This window comes from Sphingorhabdus sp. (assembly GCF_046292425.1).
Classification (GTDB): domain Bacteria; phylum Pseudomonadota; class Alphaproteobacteria; order Sphingomonadales; family Sphingomonadaceae; genus Sphingorhabdus_B.
Window position 1 is genome coordinate 17,651 of the sequence record NZ_JBKBQV010000003.1, and the last position, 18,491, is coordinate 36,141.

Genomic DNA, 18,491 nt, shown 5'->3' on the forward strand with positions numbered 1-18,491 from the left:
AGAAAAACATTGCCAATGGTCAATTGTCGGCATCGTTCTTTCTTGGCGTTGATACGGTGCTTTGGATTTCCCGGGCACGCTCGTCCCGCGGGATGATAAAAAGTCAGTCGTGCTCCGCACGACGACGAATTTCAGACATTTCTGATGGCCGCCCGCACTTTTGCTAGAACTATTTAGGCGAGACCTTAGTGTGACTTTCCAAATCCAATCACGGTCTTCGCGCGAGGTTGGAGGCCATCTACTGAGTGGCAGACATCGCTCGATGTTGATTTATAGTCGATTGCGCTTGGTTTTGAAGCCGTTGGACACCATCTAAATGGCATGACGGCATTTTCCTTTCTTGATCTCGTACCTGTTGTCGAAGGCGGCAACGTCTCGTCGGCATTAGCCAATGCAGCCGACCTTGCTGCGCACGCCGAAAGCTTTGGCTTCACCCGATACTGGGTCGCCGAGCATCATGGCATGCGGGGGATCGCCAGTGCCGCCACCAGCGTAGTCATTGGGCATATCGCAGCTGCGACCAAAACCATTCGCGTTGGTTCAGGCGGCATCATGCTACCCAACCATTCGCCCTTGGTCATTGCTGAACAGTTCGGCACTTTGGATGCGCTCTATCCGGGTAGAATCGATCTTGGACTTGGCCGTGCGCCGGGCAGCGATCAACGCGTTGCTGCCGCAATCCGGCGTACACTGGACAGCGACCCAAATGCCTTCCCGCGTGATGTGATGGAACTGCAAAGCTATTTCGATGATGATGGGCAGACCGGGATCGTCGCCACGCCGGGCGCAGGCGCTGATGTACATCTCTACATTCTGGGCAGCAGCCTTTACGGCGCGCAGGTTGCAGCAGCACTTGGTCTTCCCTTTGCCTTTGCTAGCCATTTTGCACCGCAAATGCTGGATGAAGCGCTCCATATCTATCGAAGCCATTTCCGGCCAAGCGCGGTGCTGGATGAGCCTTACGCCATGGCGGCGTTCAACGTCATCGCAGCCGAAAGCGACGCGGAGGCTGAGTTTCTCGCAAGTTCCTTGATGCAAAGCTTCGTTGCCCTGCGCACCGGCAATCCACGACAATTGCCGCCACCTGTTGAGGGTTATGTCGCGTCCTTGCCGCCGCAATTTAGTGCGGCCCTGACAGATGTTTTGTCCGCAAGTGCAATCGGTGCAGCAGATACGGTTAAGTCTGCGGTGCAGGCGTTTCAAGCTCGGACGCAGGCCGACGAGATCATCGTCGCCTGTTCGGTCTTTGATCATGAAAAGCGAAAACGGAGCCTGGAAATCACAGCCTCCGTTTTCGAAGCCATCAATAAACCCGTGGTTTTGGCTTAATATACTCTGCCTCGTCGGTCAGGGTGTAATCATGGACCGGACGATAGTCTATTTTGACATTCCCGCCTGAGCCACCCCAGCCCTCAAACCATGAAGCGGTATGCTTCATCCAGTTGGCATCGTCGCGCTCTGGGAAATCTTCGTGCGCATGGGCGCCGCGGCTTTCCTTGCGGTTGTTTGCGCTTTCAATCGTGCAAACAGCCTGCGCCATGAGGTTATCGAGCTCGAGCGTTTCGATAAGGTCAGTGTTCCAAATCAGACTGCGGTCCGTCACATGTACGTCCGCGAGACGCTGGTTGACCTTCTGCATTTCGGTCACACCTTCTTCAAGCAACGCCGTGTCGCGGAACACGGCCGCGTGCTTCTGCATAGTCCGCTGCATTTTAAGGCGTATCTCGGCAGTCGGCGATCCGCCCTTTGCATTGCGGAACTTGTCAACACGCGCGAGCGCCAGATCTGCAGCGTCCGCTGGCAACGCCTTATGCGGCGCGCCGGGGGTCAGTGACGACTTCAAGTGCAAGCCGGTCGCCCGCCCGAATACCACAAGGTCGATGAGCGAGTTTGAGCCAAGACGATTTGCACCATGCACCGACACGCAAGCGGCTTCGCCAACAGCATATAGTCCGGGAACGATCACTTCAGGATCGTCACCGACCTTGGTGACAACTTGGCCATGATAATTGCAAGGAATGCCACCCATATTATAGTGCACCGTTGGCGTTACCGGCAGTGGTTGGCGCGTCAAGTCGACGCCAGCAAAGATCTTGCCGCTTTCGGTGATGCCGGGCAAACGCTGCGCCAATACGGCCGGGTCGATATGATCCAGATGCAGGTAGATATGGTCCTTGTGCGCACCAACCCCGCGGCCTTCGCGCATTTCAAGCGCCATGGAACGGCTGACGACGTCGCGTGAAGCAAGATCCTTCGCCGATGGAGCATAACGCTCCATAAAGCGCTCGCCTTCGCTGTTGGTCAGATAGCCGCCCTCGCCGCGCGCGCCTTCAGTGATCAACACACCCGCGCCATAAATGCCTGTTGGGTGAAACTGGACAAACTCCATATCCTGCAAAGGCAAACCAGCGCGAAGCACCATGCCGCCACCATCGCCAGTGCAAGTGTGCGCCGAAGTTGCGGAGAAATACGCACGGCCATAGCCGCCAGTGGCGAGGACCACTGCATGGCTTTTAAACCGATGGATGCTGCCATCTTCCATGCACATGGCGATAACGCCGCGGCATTCGCCATTTTCCATGATTAGGTCGAGCGCGAAATATTCGATGAAGAAGTCGGCGTCATATTTCAGGCTCTGCTGATACAAAGCATGCAGCATCGCGTGACCGGTCCGGTCGGCAGCTGCGGCTGTACGTTGAACGGGAGGGCCTTCGCCCATATTCTGCATGTGTCCGCCAAAGGGCCGCTGATAGATGGTGCCGTCGGCGTTACGTGAGAATGGCACGCCCGCATGTTCAAGCTCGTACACCGCTGCAGGTGCCTCACGGACCATATATTCGATAGCATCCTGGTCGCCGAGCCAATCCGATCCCTTGACCGTATCATACATGTGCCACGTCCAATGGTCTGGCGAGTTATTACCTAGGGATGCCGCGATGCCACCCTGTGCCGCTACAGTATGCGAACGGGTTGGGAAAACCTTGGTGATGCATGCCGTTTTCAGTCCAGCTTCTGCGCTCCCCATTGTCGCGCGCAGCCCAGACCCGCCAGCGCCCACGACGACGGTGTCATATGTGTGGTCAATAATCTTGTAAGCGTCTGACATCAGGCGGATGCTCCGGTAAATGCGAGTTTTGCGACCACGAAAATGCCGAACACGGCACTGGCGATGACGTAAAGGTTAAGGAGTGTCATGCTCGCGAACTTCAGACCCTCGTCATGCACATAGTCCTCTATCAATATCTGAAGACCGAGACGGATATGAGTAAAGACATTGACGAGCATCAAGATCATAGGAACGGCAACCAACGGCTGTGCAAGCCATTGCGCCAAAGCTGCTTGGTCAAAACTGGGGATCATCAAAAGCGATGCAACGAACCATGTTACCAACAATAAATTGCCAATGGCGGTCAAGCGTTGCTTCAGCCAATGCTCGCCGCCATGCTTGGCCGAACCCAATCCGCGGACGCGCCCGATATATGTTCTACTGTCCATCACCAAACTCCAAGAAAGCGCGATGCCACAAACAGGACCACGAATGCAGTTGCAAAAAAGGCTGCGACAAATGCAACGGATGCCCATGTCCGGTTCGTTTTCAGTTCATAACCCGCCCCAATGTCGAGCACGAGGTGACGAATGCCTGAGGCCATATGCTGAAAAAAGCTGAAGGTAACGGCCAAAGCGACCAAGCGGAAAAACCAGTTACTGACAACTTGAGCAGAAGTACCGTCAGAGCCGGCCGACACGACATATTTTTGGAATGTGGCGTAGCTTTCCGCACCGCCGCTGATAGAGGATAGCCACCACAGCACTGTCATCATACCGGCAGTTGCCATGATAAAACCCGTTGCGCGGTGGAATATTGAAATGGCCATCTGGGGCGACCAGCGGTACACCTGCAAATGCGGTGACAGCGGTCGGTTCGGGTTTTTCGCCATAGGTTCAGCGTCCTTCATAATGTCCGGTGGTCGACGTTGCGTCGCTCTTTAATCGTTTAGCGCCAACGTGCAAGGCCCGCGCGGTGCGAAACGCGCATTCGGCTAACGGATTTGTTCAATAACTAATTTCGGAAAATTGGAGGTCCAGACTGCCCTAGTCTGCGTCAATAACCTGCTATTAACCAATTAACCGGTATTGCGATAACTTCAAGCCGCATCGCGACATACCGTCAAACAGGAACTTTAAATGGCAGAAAAACGGGACATTGAAACATCAAGCGTGCAGACGATCGTGGATGTATTCAATCAGGACAAGAGTCTGGCCCCGCGCTGCCGTAAGATTGGGGAACTTCTAAAAGACCATTTTTACGATCTCGGCTGCTATTACTGGGACTACTGGATTGCCATGGGCAAATTTCCCGAATTGGAAGACACCCATATCATTGAAACCGCGCGCTCCAAGACCGCGGCATTTATGGGGCGGCGAATGCGCGACATTGATGGAACCGAATGGTCAAAATACCTAACACGGCAGGTAATGGATTCTTGTCAAAGGGGGATTCCGCTTGAGCATGTGAACGCAGCCTCCGCCCGTACCAATGCGCGGACATTAGAGTTGCTGGGTGCGGTTTATGGTGTTGAACAACCCGATTATCAGGAACTCGCAACCGCTATACTGACAATAACTGGGCTAGAATTATCCATCATGGCTATGTGCTACACCTCTTTTCATGCCGAGCAGAATGCCAGCCGCCGCCGCGAGCAATCTGCCCAGTTTGAATCCGACATTGGCATCGCGGCGCATGATGTTGCAGACCGAACCGCAGTATTGCGTCAACAGGCTGCAAGCAGTTCGCAAATGGCCAATGGTATGTTGTCCAAGGCATCAGAAGTCGCCGCCGCTTCGGAACAATCCGCAATCGCTATGCGCGAAGCAGCCCAAACCGCCGCCGGCCTCATTCGCGCCATTGAAGACGCACGAACGGAAGTTGAAACCGCAGCCGATGTGGCAAACAGGGCCGCTGCGGTTGCAACAAAAGGTGCCGTGGCAACAGATACGTTGTCCGAACAGTCGCAATCCATCGAGTCCATTCTTGGGCTGATCCGTGATATTGCCGGCCAAACGAATCTGCTTGCCCTCAATGCAACGATTGAAGCTGCACGGGCTGGCGATGCAGGACGTGGCTTTGCGGTGGTCGCGCAGGAGGTCAAAAGTCTCGCCAACCAAACTGCCCAGGCCACCGACGAAATCGCCCAAAAGATTTCGGCCATTCAAAGTGCCACTAAGGCATCGGTTGAATCCAATGCTTCTATCCGGGAAACAGTCGACGAAGTAAAAATGTCGGCTGAGCGGATACGTCGTGCGATGGAGGACCAGGCTCAAACGGTAACAATGATTACGGCATCCGTAGACGAAACCGCCCTTGCCGCTGATCTCATGTCCAACACCATTTCAGCCATTCGATCAGACACCGAGAATGTCGTGTCCGAAATCATGCTGCTTGAGGGAGGATTTAGTGAGGTGAATGAAAAAATTTCCTCACTTCAGGCCAACGCAACACGCTTTGTCGGCAACCTCGTTCGATAACTGTGATTGAAATTTCGTCGGCGCTGTGAAAAGCAGCGCCAATGAAAACCCATATCCTCATCACCGGCGCATCGCGCGGTATTGGCGCAGCAGTCGCCGCAAGCTTTGACCCCGCCACAACGAGCGTGGTTGCCATGTCCAGTAAAGACGGGGATTTGAACGATCCCGAAACCCCTGCTCTGCTATGGGCTTCTGCACTTAAGGCTCTCGACGGGCAAGTCGATGTCGTCATTAATAATGCCGGGGTCTTCGAAGACAATCCCATCTCACGCCCGGACGCGGACTGGCTGGCAAGCTGGAACCGCACAATGCAGATCAACCTGACCGCCAGCGCTGATTTATGCCGACTTGCAGTGTTGCATTGGCAAGCCAGAGGCGCGTCGGGCCGCATCGTCAACATCGCCAGCCGCGCCGCCTATCGCGGCGACAGCCCGGCCCACTGGCATTATGCCGCGTCAAAGGCGGGCATGGTCGCCATGACAAAAACCATTGCGCGGGCTTATGCCAAGGAAGGCATTTACGCCTTTGCCATATGCCCAGGCTTCACAATGACCGGCATGGCCGAGGATTATCTTGAAAGCCGCGGTGGTGATAAATTGCTCGCCGACATTCCGCTTGGCAAAGTCGCCGATCCAGAAGAAGTCGCGGTAATGGCGAAATTCTGTGCACTCGAAGCTCCGCCATCAATGACGGGCGCCGTGCTCGACGTAAATGGCGCAAGCTATGTCCGCTGATTGGAAAGTCCGGTTCCCCTGCACTCGGGCAGAGGCCGAGGCTATCCACGAGGACGATGAATGGCTGGCTTCGCTTGACCCTATGCCGACCATCGTTGCCGACGAAGTTGAAGCATTTAATGACGATAAGTGGCAGTTGGATGCCTATTTCGCAGTAAAACCGGACAAAGCAGTAATAACGGCCATTCATAGCCGCATTGGTAGCGCCGCCAAGGCCAAGCCAATCGTTGAACAACTTCCGGACGCAGATTGGGTGGTGATGAGCCAAGAGGGGTTGAAACCAGTCCATGCTGGCCGTTTTTATGTCCACACCAGTTCCAACAAAGGGAAAGTCCCCAAAGGGGCAAGGCCGTTCCTGATTGAGGCAAGCCGGGCATTTGGCACTGGAGGCCATGAAACTACCAGCGGCTGCCTCACGATGCTCGACAACATGAAACGTGCTGGAAAACGCTTTGACCTGATCGCTGATATCGGCACCGGCACGGGTATACTAGTCTTCGCCGCTCACAGCCTTTGGCCGAAGGCCTATCTGACCGCCTCCGACATCGATCCGGTTAGCGTTGAGGTTACCGCGGACAATGCGCACGTAAACAGCGTGGCCTGCGGCGTCTTTCAGGGCGAACTCGCACTTTGTGTAGCTGAAGGAACGGCGAACGCACTTATCGCCTCACGCGCGCCCTATGACCTTGTGACGGCCAACATTCTGGCAGGCCCCCTTATTGAACTCGCACCATCACTCGCGCAAATTGTGCAGGACGGCGGATCGCTCATTTTGGCTGGGCTGCTGAACACACAGGCGGAGGCAGTGTTGCGCGCATACAGGCGGCAGGGCTTTCGCGTTCAAAAGCGCGTCGATTTTGGCGATTGGCCGTGCTTGTGGCTGGTGAAGCGGCGCACTTACGGTTGGAAACGTCCCTTGCGCGCAACAGGTCGCACCAGTCAACCGCCCGGTGATTTCGGAACATGGTAGAAAAGCAGGATTGCGCCTATGCAAAGCCTCAGCCATATCACAATCGATGACATTTAATTCGGGACCTGCAGATTTGGATTCGGCGCGGCGCGCAAAGCTTGCCGAGGCATTGGTTCAATCCGGTCGCGGTGATCGCAACGCGTTTGCCATTGTGTACGCTGCAACATCCGCGAAGCTATTTGGGGTGTGCTTGCGTATCTTCCCAGATCGGAACGAAGCGGAAGATGTGTTGCAGGACGCGTATCTCACAATTTGGAATAAGGCAGCAAGCTTTGAGAGCGGAAGGGCAAGCCCAATAAGCTGGCTTGTGGCGGTGACTCGCAACCGGGCGATTGATCGGCTGCGTGCAAAAAAGAAGGCAGGTACAACGTCAATCGAAGAGGCAGCAGAAATTGCTGACGCCACCCCCCTGGCGGATGCGCAATTAATTGAAGAGTCGGATGATCGCATCCTGCACGATTGCATATCATCACTGGATCAGCGCGATGCCCTCTTCATTCGACGTGCCTTTATCGGCGGATCGACGTATGCTGATCTCGCCAAACATGAAGGGCAGCCATTGGGTACCGTCAAAAGCCGAATAAGACGGGCCCTTTTGAAGCTGCGCAGCTGCATGGAGGGAGCAGCATGACTGTCATGACCGACGAAGACATCACCTTGGCGGGCGAATATGTGCTGGGGCTGCTAGATGCCGGACAAGAAGCAATTGCCATTTCCCGCATTGCAACGGACTCTGGCTTTGCGGCCGAAATTGAGGCCTGGCGCCAGAGACTGATCCCCTTGCTAGGACCAGAACAGGCACCGCCCGCAGAAATGTGGTCGAAAATTGAAATGTCACTACCGGCACCGACCTTACAGGACGTCGGTATAGCCAAGCTCACCTTCTGGCGGGCGCTGACTGGCATTTCTGCTACGGCGGCAATTTTCCTTGGTATATTATTATTGCAAAAGCCAGTCCCCACATCGCCGTCCGCAAACAGTGCGCCGATGATTGCCGCCTTGGGCAGCGAAGATGGCCGCTCCGCGATCACTGCAAGCTATGACAGCACGCAGGGTACCATGTTATTGACTCCGGTGACGCTCGACACTGGCGAACTTTATCCGGAATTATGGATCATACCCGCCGATGGCAAAGCGCGTTCGCTAGGTGTGATTAATGGCGACAGGCCGACCAAAATGGATGTCAGCACCGAAATGCGTCAGTATATGAACGAAGGCGCGCTGCTGGCGATCACGCCTGAACCCGCGCAGGGCGCGCCGGGCGGCGTTGCCACTGGTCCAGTGTTGGCGAGCGGGAAAATCAGTATTTTATAATTTATTTTCAGCGGCGCTGCATCTGGACGACCGGTGCATCCGTAACTGGGTACAGCACGCCACTGATTGGCAGTGCCTAGGAACAGGAAAGCTGAATCATGAAACGTACTAGCCGTTTAATTGTCGCCATAGCTTTGGCATCTACGACACTTGCGGGCACAGCAGTGATGGCAAACCATCACAAAATGTCCAACCCCACCGTTGGCGGTGCCGCCATGGCGCCCGCGAAGACAATCGTTGAAAATGCATCGGCCGCGCCGAACCTGACTACGCTGGTAGCCGCAGTGAAAGCTGCTGGTCTTGTCGATACGCTCGCCAGCCCGGGTCCGTTTACCGTATTCGCACCAACTGACACGGCCTTTGAAAAGCTGCCTGCAGGAACCGTCGGTACCCTCGTGAAGCCGGAAAACAAGGCAACTCTCACCAAGATTCTCACTTATCATGTCGTCGCTGGCAAGTTGACCTCGACTGATATCGTAGGCGCCATCAAAAATGGTGGTGGCACAGCTACATTGACCACCGTTGCAGGCGAAAAGCTGACGGCGCGTTTGTCGGGTAACAGCGTTGTTATCACTGATGGCAAGGGCGGACAGTCAGCCGTAACCACCGTTGACGTGATGCAATCAAACGGTGTTGTGCATGTCATCGATTCCGTGTTGCTGCCTTAACTGGTAGCTGGGTTGCCGGTCGCTTGATCCCCCTCGTTCAGCGACCGGCGCCCTTTACATATGTTTGCGTGCCGCGCGTAATGAGCAGGTCCTCTGCCAACACCTCACCCACTTTTATGTCAGGAAGTGTTTCAAGTTTTGCATAAAGTGGTGCGAAATCCGTTTTGACGGTGACATTAAGCAGTTCGTCGATGCTGGAAATCACAAAATAATTCTGCTGAAAATCGTCGATCCGGTAGTGGGTGCGCATAACCCGCATTAAGTCGAACGCAATCCGGTTTGGGCTGTCATCCTCTAGCGCAAAGATGCTTTCGGCATAGCTGGATACAATTCCCGCGCCATAAATCCGCAAGCCATCGGCTTGCTTAATAAGGCCAAACTCGACTGTATACCAATATAGCCGCGCCAAATGGTCAAGGGCGCCATAGCCAAGCGACCTCAACCCGCCTTCGCCGTAAGCGACCATGTAATCGGCAAAAACCGGGTCAGCCAGCATTGGCACATGGCCAAACACATCATGGAATACATCCGGCTCTTGCAGATAATCCAGTTGTTCCGGCGTTCGAATAAAATTGCCGGCGGGAAATCGGCGGTTGGCGAGATGGTCAAAAAAAACATCGTCAGGAACAAGTCCGGGCACTGCAACAATCTGCCAGCCCGTTGCCGCCATCAACCGTGCGTTCAATTCGCGATAATCGGGAATGCCAGGCCGCGAAAGTTTCAGCACGTCAATACCGCGCATAAAGGCATCGGCCGCACGTCCGGGGAGCATCGTTGTCTGCCTGGCAAACAGCGTGTCCCACATTGCATGCTCGTCGGCGCTAAAAGCGTCCCAATTTTGGGGCACCGTCCAATCGGCATTTGCTCCGGCTGGCGGGGTATCATACACATGGCTGATATTCTTCATGGGAATTGGTTACACTTGAAACTGTTTCGCATCAACAGCGTCGGCAGCGGATTGCGCGCTGTTTTGGGTTGGCCGTTGTTTTTAACAGGTATCTATATGTGCGCGGCGCTAATTGGCAGTGTAATTCCAGTCAATTCGGTGTGGCAGGAACCTGATGACGGCATCACCCTTTTTGTCGAAACCAACGGGGTGCATGTGAGCATCATCGTACCAACGGTTTCCGAGTTCGCTGATTTAACTGACATCATCCGACCAAATGACCTGACAGACCCAAAGCTGAATGGCACCCACGCCATGATAGGTTGGGGCCATGCAGGGGTGTATCGCAATGCGCCCACCTGGGCCGACATACGGCCCGCCGATATCGCGAGTGCAGTCTTAGGATCCGAGCACACTTTGCTTCATGTCTATCACCTCAACAATCCACAGCCTCAACCCCATCGTGCGACATTTAAGGTCTCGCCAGACCAATATCGGTTGATGGTGGCGAACATCCGAAGCTCTTTTGCTCTAACAGCATCGGGCCAGAGCATCGCCCACCGGGCCTACGGCCCCGACAATGTGTTTTACGAAGCAAACGGACGTTATAGTGCTGTACATACCTGCAACGAATGGACTGGCTCCGTACTGCGAAACGCTGGCGTGAAAATGGGGGCTTGGACCCCATTGCCAGGCGGAGTAATGCGCTGGTTTAGAACGCGTCGGAAGTAAGATTGGATACCGCTACGCCGCGTTTACAATACGCGCCCACTCCGCTTCATCAATAACCTGAATGCCCAGCGCAGTTGCCTGCTTCAGCTTGGACCCAGCGCCAGGACCAGCAACAACCAGGTCAGTCTTGGCACTTACCGACCCCGCCGACTTGGCCCCCAACGCCTCCGCTTGCGCTTTCGCTTCATCTCGGCTCATTGTTTCCAGCTTTCCGGTAAAGACGATGGTTTTTCCGGTCCACGCGCTTTCTCGAATATTTGAAACATAGGGCGGGGGCTCAACCTCATTCAACAGATCGTTCCAGACTGAAAGATTATGTGGCTCATGGAAGAAGTCGGCAAGTGCTTCGGCGACCGCACCGCCGACACCGTCAATCGCAGTGATGTCAGCGACAGCAGCGTGATCACCCTGCGCCAGTTTCATTCCAACATTTCCGATTTCTTCAACAGACCCAAACGCCTTGAACAGATCGCGCGCCGTGACTGTGCCTATGTGCCGAATCCCCAAACCAAAAAGGAGTTTCGCACCATCGGGCCTTCGCTTCGCCTCAATAGCTGCCAACAGGTTATCCACAGACTTATCCTGCCAGCCGTCGCGCAATAGGATGTCTGTCCGTCGACGCCGTAACCGGAAAATATCGGCGGGGCTTTCGAGCCAACCCAAATCGAAGAATTCTTGGATCGTTCTCTCCCCAAGCCCTTCGATATCAAGCGCGCCTCTGCTCACAAAATGTATCAGCCGTTGAACGCGCTGCGCGGGACATATGAGCCCTGCGGTACAGCGGACATCAACTTCGCCCTCCTCGGCCACAGCCTCGGAACCGCATTGCGGGCAATACGCGGGAAATTGATAAGGCAGGCGATCGGCGTCACGGGACAGGTTTTCGACAATCTGGGGAATTACGTCCCCTGCCCTTTGCACGACCACGCGGTCACCGGGACGTACACCCAGACGTGCGATCTCGTCGCGATTATGCAGGGTCACGTTAGACACCACGACACCACCCACAGTAACGGGCGCAAGACGCCCAACTGGAGTTAGCTTGCCTGTCCGCCCGACCTGGATATCAATCTGCTCGAGCGTCGTTTCTGCACGCTCTGCGGGAAATTTATGCGCGATTGCCCAGCGGGGCGACTTGGCGACAAAGCCGAGCCGCTCTTGCCATTCCAATCGGTCAACCTTGTAGACCACCCCATCAATGTCATAGGGAAGATCAGCGCGGTGGCGCTCGATATCGGCATAATGCGACAGGGCATTTTCAGGATGTTCAAATCGTTGCAGCAAAGGCGAAACCGGCACGCCCCAAGACGCGATCGCGGCCATGACCCTGCATTGCGTTTCCGCAGGCAAAGCGCTTACCTCACCCCAGCCATGCGCAAAGAAGCGCAAGGGCCGGGTTGCTGTAATTTTGGGGTCCTTTTGGCGCAATGAGCCCGCAGCCGCGTTGCGCGGGTTAGCAAACAGTTTCCCGTCTTTCGCCTTCTGCGCTTCGTTTATAGCCAGAAAGTCGGACTTGGCCATATAGACTTCGCCCCGTACCTCGAAAATGGCAGGTACATCGCCAGCGAGCTGTTGCGGAATATCCGCAATGTAAGCGACATTAGCGGTCACGTCCTCGCCTTCCGTGCCATCCCCGCGCGTAGCAGCCTGTATCAACACGCCGTTGTCGTATCGCAGCGAGAGCGAAAGACCGTCAATTTTGTCCTCAGCAGTTAACGCCACCTCTGCGTCTGCCGCGAGGTTCAAGAACCGACGCACCCGCGCGACAAAGTCGTATACATCCTGCGCATCGAACGCATTGTCGAGGCTCATCATCCGCTTGGCATGCATAATTTTCTTCAGGCCAGAACCCTCGACCGCAGCACCCACTTGCTTGTTAGGGCTGTCCGAACGCACAAGTTGTGGAAACGCAGCTTCAAGTTCATTATTTCGCCGAACCAGCGCATCATACTCCGCGTCGGAGATCTCAGGCGCGTCTTCGGCGTGGTAGCGCTTATTGTGATACGAAATCTGCTTCGCTAACCGCATCAATTCGTTGGCAGCGGCGGCCTCAGAAGTCACTCATTTGCTCCGATGACCGGGTTGGACACATCGAAAGCCACACGGAATAACCGGTTTGGGCGCGCCAGTTCATAGGTCAGTGTCTTCTGTGGTTCGATTTCAAAAGCCCAGACATTGGTATTTGATACCGTCCTGCCTTCTTTCGTAAACATCATTTTCGAATAGTCGTCGACCGGGAATTCCTGACGGGTTGCAGTCCCTGCCTGCGTGGTATCACCACCATATTGCGACACGGGGTCTTCAGTCCCGTTTTTCAACATGTGCCGATGTTTCAGGCGGAGGCCGTCATCGGTGCGGGTGATGATCCACGTGCGCGAGCGGTCCTCGCCGACGTCAAAGGATATCTGTATTTCCCGGTCTGTGCACGTGCGGACATGGGCTTGCATCTTGGCGCTCGCAAAGCTGGCGTCGCTATCATCGCCAGCAGCCAGTTTTCCATTGAAACTTTTGCCGCAAAGCTCAGACATCCGTCCGAAAAATGCGTCCGCTGGTTGAACCGAAGTTTGCGTCGTCGCGCAACCGCTGGCGAACAAGGCCACCAAAATTCCTAACTTTTTCATACTGTCTCCAATAAGCGCACGGCCTGTGCCCTTGCCTCGTCTGTAACCTCAGCCCCGGAAAGCATACGTGCGATTTCCTGGCGTCGTGCCTCAGGGTCAAGCAAGGTAACGCCTGTTCGTGTAACCGTGCCTTGGCTCGATTTGGCGATAAAATAATGCGCCTTCCCCTTGGCCGCGACCTGTGGGCTATGAGTGACGGCGAGCAACTGTGTGCGTGTAGCCAGACGGGCAAGGCGTTCGCCAATTGCCGCTGCAACCGCGCCACCGACGCCCCGGTCGATCTCATCAAAGATAATTGTGGCCGCGCCGCCTTCCTCCGCCAAGGCCACTTTTAACGCGAGGATGAAGCGGGACAATTCGCCACCCGATGCAATCTTGGCTAATGGCGCAAAAGGCGCGCCAGGGTTGGTCGAGATCAAAAACTCAACGCGGTCCATGCCCCAAGCGGTCCAGCGGTCTTCGGGCAGCTTCTCCACCGCTGTTTGGAATTGCGCGGCATCAAGCTTTAAAGGCGCAAGTTCATTTTTTACCGCTGCGTCCAATTTCACCGCAGCAGCCGCGCGGGCCGCAGACAAGGTGCTTGCGGACTCAACATAGGCTGTGTGCTTGGTTGCTACCTCAGCCTCCAACAAAGCGAGCCCCTCGCCGCCTGCCTCTATGGATTGCAATTGCGCCGTCAGCCGCTCCTGCAATGCGATAATGCCGTCGGGCGCGATATTATGCTTTCTGGCCAGGGCGCGCAGTTCAAACAATCGCTCCTCAATCTCATCAAGCCGCGCAGGCTCATATTCAATTGCACGCGCGGCAGCGTTCAATTTATCCTCGGCCTCACTCGCCTCAATCACTGCGCGGTCAAGCGCGGTCAGCGCCTCGGCCAACAACGGGTGCGCATCCGCCAAACGGTCAAGTTTGCGTGCTGCGCCGCGGATGAGCGACAGACCACTTTTCGGGCCGTCAAAACTTTCCAGCACCGTTTTCAGGTCCTCGGCAATGCGTTCGCCCTTTTGCATGTCGGAACGCTCACCGGCGAGTTGTTCTTCCTCACCGGGTTGCGGGTGGAACGCAGCGAGTTCAGCCACAGAATGTTCAAGCCATTCGCGGTCACGTGCGGCGTTTTCCAGCGCCTCCCGCGCAATATCCAGGCGTGCTTTTGCGTCCTGCCACGCAGCAAAATTGGCAGAAACCGTTGCTGTGTCACTTCTACCAAAGGCATCAAGCAAACCCCGATGACCCCGGGCATTCAGCATGCCCCGATCATCATGCTGCCCGTGGATTTCAACCAGTGCCGCGCCAAGTTCACGCAAAAGCGCAGCCGAACAAGGTTGATCGTTAATCAACGCCTTGCTCCCGCCGTCCGCCTTCACCGAACGGCGGATGATCAACGGTTCGCCCGGGTCGATATCAATGTCGTTGTCCGCAAGCAGCGCGGCGATATGCCCGGGTACGTCAAAACTTGCCGTAACCTGCGCTTTGTCTGCACCCGACCTCACTAGCCCACTGTCCGCCCGGGCACCAAGTGCCAAGCCAAGCGCATCAAGCAAGATGGATTTACCTGCCCCAGTCTCGCCCGTCAGCACGCCAAGGCCGCCTGCAAATTCTAGGTCCAGTGCCTCGATCAGCACGACATCGCGGATCGAAAGCGCCGTTAGCATGGCATTACGCGGCGGGTGCGTTCTTCTGCATCAGGTTATAGGCGCGCGCATACCATTGGCTACCGGGATAATTGGCACCAAGCACGGCTGCTGCCTTTTTGGCCTCTTCAGGCACACCCATTGCGAGATAGCTCTCAGTCAGGCGATACAGCGCCTCCGGAGCGTGGGTAGTCGTGTCATATTTCTCGACTACTTCGCGGAAACGCAGTGATGACGCGAGCCACAATGCCCGACGCTGATAAAAACGGCCAATCTCCATTTCCTTGCCCGCAAGATGGTCGCGAACAAGGTCGATCTTCAAAGTCGCGTCTGACGCATAGCGCGAGGTTGGATAGCGACGCTGAACTTCGCCCAAAGCGGCAAGTGCCTGTTCCGAAATCTTTTGGTCACGGGTCACGTCGCTGATTTGTTCATAATAAGACAATGCGATCAGATAATATGCGTAGGAGGCGTCTTTGTTTCCAGGATGGATCGACAGGAACCGCCGCGACGATTGAATCGACTCATTATATTTCTGCGCCATATAGTAACTGAACGCGCTCATGAGTTGCGCACGTCGCGCCCAAGGCGAATAAGGATGCTGCCGCTCGACTTCGTCAAACAATGCAGCCGCAACTTCATATTGCTTGCTGTCAAGCTTGTCCTTTGCCGCAGCATAAAGCGTGTTAACGTCACGCGCGACATAACGGGTATTGCTGCCCGGCTTTGCTCCGCCACCGCCAAGACCGAGTGCAGCGCAGCCGGAAAGCAGGGAAGATGCGGCCAATACCGCCACGGGCGCGAGGAATTTTTTGTTCATGAATGTTCCCTAGATAATCTTGTCCGCCGCGCCAAGCCTTTTGCTTGGCAACGTCGATAAAGACGTGAGAAACGTGGCGGAAATTTGCTGTATCAGCGATGAACTGATCGGCCTTAGACGCCAAAAAAAAGGGGCTGCCGAAGCAACCCCTTTCCTCTCCATCCTTTTACAGGATATTCTGATCGGCTGGTGTCAGCCGGAATAAGCGGTAAGCTTAGTCCTTCAAGAAAGCTGGTACATGGTCGGGATCGCCCCCGCCCTTGTTTTCGCCTTCTGAACGCTCTTGGCGTGGGCCACGATCGCCGCGGCCTTCGCCACGTCCGCCGCCATCACGACGAGGTCCCCGGTCGCCACGGCCTTCACCGCGTCCGCCACCGCCGCCTTCGCGACGTGGGCCACGATCGCTACGCTCGGTCTTTTCACGCGGAGGACGGGTATCTTCAAGCTCTTCACCGGTTTCCTGATCAACGACGCGCATCGACAGGCGAACCTTGCCGCGTGGGTCGATCTCAAGAACCTTGACCTTGACGTCCATGCCTTCGCTGACAACATCCGTTACCTTCTCGACGCGCTCGTTCCGCATTTCGCTGACATGGACGAGACCGTCCTTGCCACCCATGAAGTTCACAAATGCGCCGAAATCAACGAGGTTGACGACCTTACCGTCATAGACCTTGCCGACTTCTGCTTCTTCAACGATGCCGGAAATCCACTTACGTGCAGCTTCGATCTGCGAGATGTCGGACGACGATATCTTGATAAGACCTTCGTCATCGATATCGACCTTCGCGCCGGTTGTCGCCACAATTTCACGAATGACCTTGCCGCCGGTACCAATGATGTCGCGGATCTTCGCTTTATCGATCTGCATCGTTTCGATACGTGGTGCGTGTGCGGACAATTCACCGCGGGCTTCGCCCAGTGCCTTAGCCATTTCACCCAGGATATGCGCGCGGCCTTCCTTGGCTTGGTTCAACGCAGCTTCAAAGATTTCGCGGGTAATGCCGGCAATCTTGATGTCCATCTGCATCGTCGTGATGCCTTCCGAAGTACCAGCCACCTTGAAATCCATGTCGCCGAGATGATCTTCGTCACCCAGAATGTCGGACAGAATAGCGTAATCCTTACCTTCCAGGATCAGGCCCATAGCGATACCGGAAACAGGACGCTTGATAGGGACGCCTGCATCCATCATCGCAAGGCTTCCACCGCAAACCGACGCCATCGACGACGAACCGTTCGACTCGGTGATGTCGCTGGTGATACGGATTGTGTAAGGAAACTCTTCCTTGCTTGGCAACACGGCATGCAGAGCGCGCCATGCAAGCTTGCCATGACCGATGTCACGGCGGCTTGGTGCACCGAAGCGCCCAACTTCACCGACGCTATAAGGTGGGAAGTTGTAATGCAGCATGAAGTTTTCATAATGCAGGCCGCCAAGACCATCGATCATTTGTTCTGCATCCTTGGTGCCCAAGGTGCAGGTTGCGATGGTCTGCGTTTCACCACGGGTGAAGAGCGCCGAACCGTGCGAACGTGGCAAGAAATGCGTTTCTGCAACGATTGGACGGATTTGCGAGGTAGTACGTCCGTCGATGCGCGTGCCGTCCTTAAGGATGGCGCCACGAACGATTTCGGCTTCCAGCTTCTTCATCAGCTTGCCTGCAGCCATCTGGTCCTGCGGGCTCGCGTCGGTGAACGCCTCCTTCGCCGCAGCACGTGCAGCATTCAATGCATTCGAGCGTGCCGACTTGTCGGTGAGTTTATAGGCAGCAGCAATATCCTTGCCGATTAGCTTCTTAAGCTTGTCCTTAGCGGCTGACAAATCAGCCTGTTCTGCCATTGCCCAAGGCTCCTTGGCAGCTTGCTCGGCAAGCTTAATAATCGCCTTGACGACTTCCTTACAAGCGTCATGCGCGAACAGGACCGCTCCGAGCATAATTTCTTCGGAAAGCTCGTTTGCTTCCGATTCCACCATCATCACTGCGTCATAAGTTGCTGCAACAACCAGATCGAGATCGCCCTCTGCAACCTGTTCGTCGGTTGGGTTCAGGATATATTCGCCGTTCAGATAACCAACGCGTGCTGCGCCGATTGGCCCCATGAATGGGACGCCCGAGATTGTCATTGCTGCTGAAGCAGCGACAAGCGCCAAAATGTCAGGCTCATTCTCGCCATCATAGCTAAGAACCTGTGCGATAGCATTAATTTCGTTGTAGAAACCTTCCGGAAACAATGGACGAAGTGGCCGGTCGATCAAACGCGAAACCAGCGTTTCCTTTTCGGTCGCACCACGTTCACGCTTAAAGAAGCCACCGGGAATACGGCCGGCTGCGGAATATTTTTCTTGATAGTGAACGGTGAGCGGGAAGAAATCCTGGCCATCCTTCACGGACTTTGCAGCGGTAACCGCGCAAAGGACAACAGTCTCGCCAAGAGATGCCATAACAGCGCCGTCAGCTTGACGGGCAACCTTGCCCGTTTCGAGTGTCAGGGTTTGTCCGCCCCACTCGATTGATACAGTTTTCGTATTAAACATAGATTTTCCTTTGACCCGCATGCCCAATGCGATGCGGGGCCTCTTGAGTT

The 18,491-nt window shown here is 55.3% G+C and carries 18 protein-coding genes; 9 read left to right on the forward strand and 9 right to left on the reverse strand.

Annotation, left to right across the window (positions count from 1 at the left end):
- Nucleotides 1–321: 321 nt before the first annotated feature.
- Nucleotides 322–1,329, forward strand: coding sequence for an LLM class flavin-dependent oxidoreductase (locus tag ACK4S7_RS01235; RefSeq protein WP_409643677.1), 1,008 nt, complete (start codon nt 322–324; stop codon nt 1,327–1,329).
- On the opposite strand, the gene sdhA is transcribed toward ACK4S7_RS01235, so the two are convergent.
- From sdhA to sdhC, 3 genes are read right to left on the reverse strand one after another with little or no spacing between them, the layout of a single operon-like run.
- Nucleotides 1,304–3,106: a succinate dehydrogenase flavoprotein subunit gene (gene sdhA, locus ACK4S7_RS01240; RefSeq protein WP_409643679.1), complete on the reverse strand. Its 1,803-nt coding sequence runs from the start codon at nt 3,104–3,106 to the stop codon at nt 1,304–1,306. The two genes, ACK4S7_RS01235 and sdhA, sit on opposite strands and share 26 nt — an antisense overlap.
- Nucleotides 3,106–3,495, reverse strand: coding sequence for a succinate dehydrogenase, hydrophobic membrane anchor protein (sdhD, locus tag ACK4S7_RS01245; protein ID WP_409643681.1), 390 nt, complete (start codon nt 3,493–3,495; stop codon nt 3,106–3,108). The genes sdhA and sdhD overlap by 1 nt, the downstream gene beginning before the upstream one ends.
- Nucleotides 3,495–3,938, reverse strand: a complete 444-nt coding sequence (gene sdhC, locus ACK4S7_RS01250; protein ID WP_409643683.1) for a succinate dehydrogenase, cytochrome b556 subunit — start codon at nt 3,936–3,938, stop codon at nt 3,495–3,497. Before sdhC ends, sdhD begins: the two co-directional genes overlap by 1 nt.
- A gap of 247 nt (nt 3,939–4,185) precedes the next feature.
- Between sdhC and ACK4S7_RS01255 the strand changes: the two genes are divergently transcribed.
- The 6 genes from ACK4S7_RS01255 to ACK4S7_RS01280 all read left to right on the forward strand — a co-directional run bounded on the left by ACK4S7_RS01255 (nt 4,186) and on the right by ACK4S7_RS01280 (nt 9,212).
- Nucleotides 4,186–5,526 carry a methyl-accepting chemotaxis protein gene (locus tag ACK4S7_RS01255; RefSeq protein WP_409643685.1) on the forward strand — a complete coding sequence of 447 codons (1,341 nt, stop codon included), beginning with the start codon at nt 4,186–4,188 and terminating at the stop codon, nt 5,524–5,526.
- A 41-nt stretch (nt 5,527–5,567) separates the two neighbouring features.
- Entirely contained in the window at nt 5,568–6,260 is a 693-nt protein-coding gene (locus ACK4S7_RS01260; protein ID WP_409643687.1) for an SDR family NAD(P)-dependent oxidoreductase, read from the forward strand.
- Entirely contained in the window at nt 6,250–7,230 is a 981-nt protein-coding gene (locus ACK4S7_RS01265) for a 50S ribosomal protein L11 methyltransferase (RefSeq protein ID WP_409643689.1), read from the forward strand. The genes ACK4S7_RS01260 and ACK4S7_RS01265 overlap by 11 nt, the downstream gene beginning before the upstream one ends.
- 46 nt (nt 7,231–7,276) lie before the next feature.
- Nucleotides 7,277–7,861 carry a sigma-70 family RNA polymerase sigma factor gene (locus ACK4S7_RS01270; protein ID WP_409643692.1) on the forward strand — a complete coding sequence of 195 codons (585 nt, stop codon included), beginning with the start codon at nt 7,277–7,279 and terminating at the stop codon, nt 7,859–7,861.
- Entirely contained in the window at nt 7,858–8,544 is a 687-nt protein-coding gene (locus tag ACK4S7_RS01275; RefSeq protein ID WP_409643694.1) for an anti-sigma factor domain-containing protein, read from the forward strand. The genes ACK4S7_RS01270 and ACK4S7_RS01275 overlap by 4 nt, the downstream gene beginning before the upstream one ends.
- Nucleotides 8,545–8,642: 98 nt before the next feature.
- Nucleotides 8,643–9,212: a fasciclin domain-containing protein gene (locus ACK4S7_RS01280; protein ID WP_409643696.1), complete on the forward strand. Its 570-nt coding sequence runs from the start codon at nt 8,643–8,645 to the stop codon at nt 9,210–9,212.
- A gap of 37 nt (nt 9,213–9,249) precedes the next feature.
- On the opposite strand, the gene phhA is transcribed toward ACK4S7_RS01280, so the two are convergent.
- Nucleotides 9,250–10,119: a phenylalanine 4-monooxygenase gene (gene phhA / locus ACK4S7_RS01285; RefSeq protein ID WP_409643700.1), complete on the reverse strand. Its 870-nt coding sequence runs from the start codon at nt 10,117–10,119 to the stop codon at nt 9,250–9,252.
- 15 nt (nt 10,120–10,134) lie between these two features.
- Here phhA and ACK4S7_RS01290 point away from each other — a divergent pair, with 15 nt between their 5' ends.
- Nucleotides 10,135–10,830, forward strand: coding sequence for a TIGR02117 family protein (locus tag ACK4S7_RS01290; protein WP_409643703.1), 696 nt, complete (start codon nt 10,135–10,137; stop codon nt 10,828–10,830).
- 12 nt (nt 10,831–10,842) lie between these two features.
- Here the strand turns inward: ACK4S7_RS01290 and ligA are convergent, their stop codons facing one another.
- Genes ligA through ACK4S7_RS01310 form a run of 4 tightly spaced genes read right to left on the reverse strand, consistent with a single transcriptional unit; the run spans nt 10,843 to nt 15,902 of the window.
- Complete coding sequence (ligA, locus tag ACK4S7_RS01295) at nt 10,843–12,858, reverse strand: NAD-dependent DNA ligase LigA (protein WP_409643806.1); 2,016 nt, start codon at nt 12,856–12,858, stop codon at nt 10,843–10,845.
- A 29-nt stretch (nt 12,859–12,887) separates the two neighbouring features.
- The gene (locus ACK4S7_RS01300) at nt 12,888–13,451 is read right to left on the reverse strand and encodes a hypothetical protein (protein ID WP_409643706.1); all 564 of its coding nucleotides are present in this window, start codon (nt 13,449–13,451) and stop codon (nt 12,888–12,890) included.
- Nucleotides 13,448–15,103 carry a DNA repair protein RecN gene (gene recN / locus ACK4S7_RS01305; RefSeq protein ID WP_409643709.1) on the reverse strand — a complete coding sequence of 552 codons (1,656 nt, stop codon included), beginning with the start codon at nt 15,101–15,103 and terminating at the stop codon, nt 13,448–13,450. The genes ACK4S7_RS01300 and recN overlap by 4 nt, the downstream gene beginning before the upstream one ends.
- 4 nt (nt 15,104–15,107) lie before the next feature.
- Entirely contained in the window at nt 15,108–15,902 is a 795-nt protein-coding gene (locus ACK4S7_RS01310) for an outer membrane protein assembly factor BamD (RefSeq protein ID WP_409643712.1), read from the reverse strand.
- A gap of 19 nt (nt 15,903–15,921) precedes the next feature.
- On the opposite strand from ACK4S7_RS01310, the gene ACK4S7_RS01315 reads away from it, so the two are divergent.
- The gene (locus ACK4S7_RS01315) at nt 15,922–16,107 is read left to right on the forward strand and encodes a hypothetical protein (protein WP_409643714.1); all 186 of its coding nucleotides are present in this window, start codon (nt 15,922–15,924) and stop codon (nt 16,105–16,107) included.
- Between the two features lie 9 nt (nt 16,108–16,116).
- On the opposite strand, the gene pnp is transcribed toward ACK4S7_RS01315, so the two are convergent.
- Nucleotides 16,117–18,441 (reverse strand): polyribonucleotide nucleotidyltransferase, encoded by a 2,325-nt coding sequence (gene pnp, locus ACK4S7_RS01320; RefSeq protein ID WP_409643716.1) that lies wholly within the window; start codon nt 18,439–18,441, stop codon nt 16,117–16,119.
- Nucleotides 18,442–18,491: the final 50 nt, after the last annotated feature.

Coding starts and splice junctions, on each gene's coding strand:
- ACK4S7_RS01235 (WP_409643677.1), top strand. CDS start 322: ATGACGGCATTTTCCTTTCTTGATCTCGTACCTGTTGTCGAAGGCGGC.
- sdhA (WP_409643679.1), bottom strand. CDS start 3,106: ATGTCAGACGCTTACAAGATTATTGACCACACATATGACACCGTCGTC.
- sdhD (WP_409643681.1), bottom strand. CDS start 3,495: ATGGACAGTAGAACATATATCGGGCGCGTCCGCGGATTGGGTTCGGCC.
- sdhC (WP_409643683.1), bottom strand. CDS start 3,938: ATGGCGAAAAACCCGAACCGACCGCTGTCACCGCATTTGCAGGTGTAC.
- ACK4S7_RS01255 (WP_409643685.1), top strand. CDS start 4,186: ATGGCAGAAAAACGGGACATTGAAACATCAAGCGTGCAGACGATCGTG.
- ACK4S7_RS01260 (WP_409643687.1), top strand. CDS start 5,568: ATGAAAACCCATATCCTCATCACCGGCGCATCGCGCGGTATTGGCGCA.
- ACK4S7_RS01265 (WP_409643689.1), top strand. CDS start 6,250: ATGTCCGCTGATTGGAAAGTCCGGTTCCCCTGCACTCGGGCAGAGGCC.
- ACK4S7_RS01270 (WP_409643692.1), top strand. CDS start 7,277: ATGACATTTAATTCGGGACCTGCAGATTTGGATTCGGCGCGGCGCGCA.
- ACK4S7_RS01275 (WP_409643694.1), top strand. CDS start 7,858: ATGACTGTCATGACCGACGAAGACATCACCTTGGCGGGCGAATATGTG.
- ACK4S7_RS01280 (WP_409643696.1), top strand. CDS start 8,643: ATGAAACGTACTAGCCGTTTAATTGTCGCCATAGCTTTGGCATCTACG.
- phhA (WP_409643700.1), bottom strand. CDS start 10,119: ATGAAGAATATCAGCCATGTGTATGATACCCCGCCAGCCGGAGCAAAT.
- ligA (WP_409643806.1), bottom strand. CDS start 12,858: ATGCGGTTAGCGAAGCAGATTTCGTATCACAATAAGCGCTACCACGCC.
- ACK4S7_RS01300 (WP_409643706.1), bottom strand. CDS start 13,451: ATGAAAAAGTTAGGAATTTTGGTGGCCTTGTTCGCCAGCGGTTGCGCG.
- recN (WP_409643709.1), bottom strand. CDS start 15,103: ATGCTAACGGCGCTTTCGATCCGCGATGTCGTGCTGATCGAGGCACTG.
- ACK4S7_RS01310 (WP_409643712.1), bottom strand. CDS start 15,902: ATGAACAAAAAATTCCTCGCGCCCGTGGCGGTATTGGCCGCATCTTCC.
- pnp (WP_409643716.1), bottom strand. CDS start 18,441: ATGTTTAATACGAAAACTGTATCAATCGAGTGGGGCGGACAAACCCTG.